Source organism: Bradyrhizobium sp. (genome assembly GCF_049798375.1).
In the GTDB taxonomy this organism is placed as follows: Bacteria; Pseudomonadota; Alphaproteobacteria; order Rhizobiales; family Xanthobacteraceae; genus Bradyrhizobium.
Genome location: NZ_JBARGP010000532.1, coordinates 1 through 3,649 on the forward strand (window position 1 = coordinate 1; position 3,649 = coordinate 3,649).

Below are 3,649 nucleotides of genomic sequence, written 5' to 3' on the forward strand. Positions count from 1 at the left end.
TCGCGCTCGGCGGCCAGCGCCTCGAAGCGGTCGCGCGAGGCGCGGACCTCCGCCTCGGCCTCGTCGCGCGCCTTCTGCAGCCGGGCCTGGCGCAGCGCGCCCTCGGCTGCGACATGCAGCAGCGGAACGAACTCGCCCTGGACGTCCTTGACCAGATAGTCGGCGGCCCCGGCCTTCAGCGCGGTCACCGCAATCTTGGAATCCTGCGACGCCGTGACGAACACCACCGGTGGTGCGTCGGGCAACGCCATGATGCGCTCCAGCGTCTCCAAGCCGTCGAGACCGGGCATATATTGGTCGAGCGCAACGACGTCGATACCGCCTGTTGCCAGCCGGGCCAGACCGGCATGGCCATCGGGCGCATGCTCGACCTTGAAGCCGTACCGCGTCAGGCCGCGTTCGACCAGCCGCGCCAGCGCCGCGTCGTCTTCGATATACAGCAGCGTTGGTGAGGGCGACGTCATGCGGCGGGTGGAACCTGGATGACCGAGAAGAACAGGCCGAGTTGGCGAATCGCGTTGGCGAAACTCTCGTAGTTCACCGGCTTGGTGATGTAGACGTTGCAGCCGAGCTCGTAGCACCGTTTGATCTCCTGGGAATCGTCGGTCGTGGTCAGGATCACGACCGGCGCGCTCTTCAGGAATTTGTTCTCCTTGACCTGCTTCAGGATCTCGATGCCGGTTGTGTCCGGCAGGTTGAGATCGAGCAGAATCAGGAGGGCCTGTCCCTTGTGGACGAGGCCGCTGCCATCAGCGCCCAGCAGATACTTCATCGCATCTGTACCGTTGGTGAACGGAATGATCTCGTTGTTCACGCCGGAACGCCGGATGTTCCGCTCGATCAGGCGAGCGTGGCCTTCGTCATCCTCGATCATGACGATCGTCACGGGATTGGTCATTGGTCCGGCTTCCGGTTTGAGGCATTCCAGCTGATCGGCAGCGTAATCGTGAAGGTGCTGCCGTGGTCGAGTTCCGATGCGACCGACATCGTGCCGCCGAGCCGCCGCACCAGTGCGCGCACATGTGCCAAACCGATGCCCTGTCCGGGCCGGTCCTGGGTTCCGGCTCGGCGGAACAGGTCGAAGATACGCTGATGATCCCTGGGATCAATCCCTCGGCCGTTGTCGCGGATCTCGAAAATGGCAAAGCCGAGCCGGGTGCGACCGCGGATCGAGATCTCGCCGGCGACACCCGGTTTCAGGTATTTGACCGCATTGTCGATCAGATTGGAGAAGATCTGCTCGATCGCGAGGCGATCGCTGACGATGGTCGGCAGCGGTTCGATGTGGATGCTGGCATTGGCTTCGGCCGCCTGGTGCGCAACCGTTTGCACGATGGTCTCGAGCAGCTCGCGGGTATCGATCCGCACCGGAACGAATTCCCGGCGGCCTTCGCGGGTGAGATTGAGGATCGCGCTGATCAGGCGATCCATCTTGGCGATCGACGACTTGATGAAGCCGAGCGCCTCGCTGAAATCGTCGGAGAGCTGCTTGTCGGGGCCTTCGAGCGCGGGATCTGTGCCCTCGGCGGGGGGCGGCGAGGCGGTCGCGGATCGCGCCAGCGTCGCGATGCGACGAAAGATGTCGTTGCGCAGCTCCTCCAGCTCGCTGGTGAAGCCCATGATGTTGACGAGCGGCGAGCGCAAATCGTGGCTGACAATGTAGGCGAAGCGCTGGATCTCGTCATTGGCCTCCCGCAGATCGGCGGTGCGCTCGTCGACGGTGCTCTCCAGATTGAGATTGTTTTCGCGCAGCTTGGCTTCGGCCACGTCGCGGGCGCGGGCCGAGGCGCGCACAAGCATGATCGAGATCGCGGCCAGCAGCAGCACCAAAGCCGAGCCCGCGATAGTCACCAAGGTCGCCATCCGCTGGCTGCGGTCGGCGTTGGCTGTACGCAGCGCGAACAGCCGGTCTTCCTCCTGGCGCATCGCCTCGGCGGTGTCGCGAATGACGGAATTGATATTGCCCGCATAAGCGTTGCGCACGAGTGCGGCAGCTTCGGTCGTCTTTCCCTGTGCGAAAAGAGCTTTTTCCTGTTTGAACTGTCCCATTCGGACATCGATCGCGGCGCGAAGCTTGGCGACCGAGGCGACTTGTGCGGAATTGTCGGGGGTCAACGCCGCAAGGCGGTCAACCAGGGCTGGAATCGCCGTAGCTGCGGCTTCGTGGGCCGCCAGGAACTCCTGCCCGCCGGTGAGAAGGTAGCCACGGGCGCTGCTTTCGGCCCGCCTGACCTCGAGCAGCAGCGTACTGACCTGGTTTCCAACTTCCAGGGTGTGGACCACCCACCCGGAATCCTCACGCGCCTTGTTCACCAGCAGCACGGACGCGGCGCTGATAACCACCAGCACCAGAAAACCTGCAGACAGCAGCAGGATTTGCCCCAGTGCGCGCCTGCGTCGAGCATCAGGCGTCACGACAAACTCGCATCATCAATCCGGAAATGACTGCCCCCTGGTGGGGTCCCCAGCGGGCCATAACGTGCGACGTGCGGGTTGGTTCCCGCGGCATTCGAAAAAGACCTGCCGCCGATCATTCGGTCTGCTGGCCGGCCAAATATTGTTCGAGCCAGTGGATGTGGTAGTCGCCGTCGATGATCGCGGGCTCCCGGACCAGCGCCCGGAACAGCGGCAAGGTGGTCTCGATGCCGTCGACCACCATCTCGTCCAGCGCCCGGCGCAGCCGCATCAGGCATTCGACCCGGGTCTTGCCGTGCACGATCAGCTTGCCGACCAGCGAGTCGTAATAAGGCGGGATCACATAGCCCTGATAGACCGCCGAATCGATCCGCACGCCGAGGCCGCCGGGCGGATGATATTGCTGAATCTTGCCCGGCGAGGGCCGGAAGCTGACCGGGTTCTCCGCGTTCACCCGGCATTCGATCGAATGGCCGTTGATGACGACCTCGCTCTGCTGCATCGGCAGGTCGCCGCCGGCCGCGATGCGGATCTGCTCCAGCACGAGGTCGATGCCGGTGATCATCTCGGTGACGGGATGCTCGACCTGGATGCGGGTGTTCATCTCGATGAAATAGAACTCGCCGTCTTCGTAAAGGAATTCGATGGTGCCGACGCCGAGATATTTCATCTCGCGCATTGCCTTCGCCACCGTCTCGCCGATCTTAGCGCGGCTTGCGGCATTCAGCACGGGCGAGGGGCCTTCCTCCCAGACCTTCTGGTGGCGGCGCTGCAGCGAGCAGTCGCGCTCGCCGAGATGGATCGCGCCGCCGCGGCCATCGCCCAGCACCTGGATCTCGATGTGGCGCGGCTTCTGCAGGTATTTCTCGAGATAGACCGAGGCGTCGCCGAACGCCGATTTGGCCTCATTGGCGGCCGTGGTCAGCGCCAGCGCCAGATCGGCTTCGGTCTGCGCGACCTTCATGCCGCGCCCGCCGCCGCCGGCCGCCGCCTTGACCAGCACCGGGAAGCCGATCGCTTTCGCGATTCCCAACGCGTCCTGGTCGGGCGTCACCCCGCCGTCCGAGCCCGGCACCACAGGAATGCCGAGGCGCTTGGCGGTCTTCTTGGCCTCGATCTTGTCGCCCATCAGGCGGATGTGCTCGGCCTTCGGGCCGATGAAATGCAGATTATGGTCGGCGAGAATTTCCGCAAAGCGGGCATTCTCCGACAGGAAGCCGTAGCCGGGATGCAC

General features: G+C 64.0%; 4 protein-coding genes. All 4 read right to left on the reverse strand.

Annotation, left to right across the window (positions count from 1 at the left end):
• The coding region (locus tag WA702_RS21565; RefSeq protein WP_425112577.1) for a response regulator at positions 1 to 464 on the reverse strand (464 nt) is incomplete at its 3' end.
• A complete protein-coding gene (locus WA702_RS21570) occupies positions 461 to 898 on the reverse strand; it encodes a response regulator (RefSeq protein WP_425112578.1) in 438 nt (145 codons plus the stop codon). The genes WA702_RS21570 and WA702_RS21565, both read right to left, overlap by 4 nt.
• Positions 895 to 2,415, reverse strand: a complete 1,521-nt coding sequence (locus WA702_RS21575) for a sensor histidine kinase (RefSeq protein WP_425112579.1) — start codon at positions 2,413 to 2,415, stop codon at positions 895 to 897. The genes WA702_RS21570 and WA702_RS21575 overlap by 4 nt, the downstream gene beginning before the upstream one ends.
• A gap of 115 nt (positions 2,416 to 2,530) precedes the next feature.
• On the reverse strand, positions 2,531 to 3,649 hold a 1,119-nt coding region (locus WA702_RS21580), incomplete at its 5' end, for an acetyl-CoA carboxylase biotin carboxylase subunit (protein ID WP_425112580.1).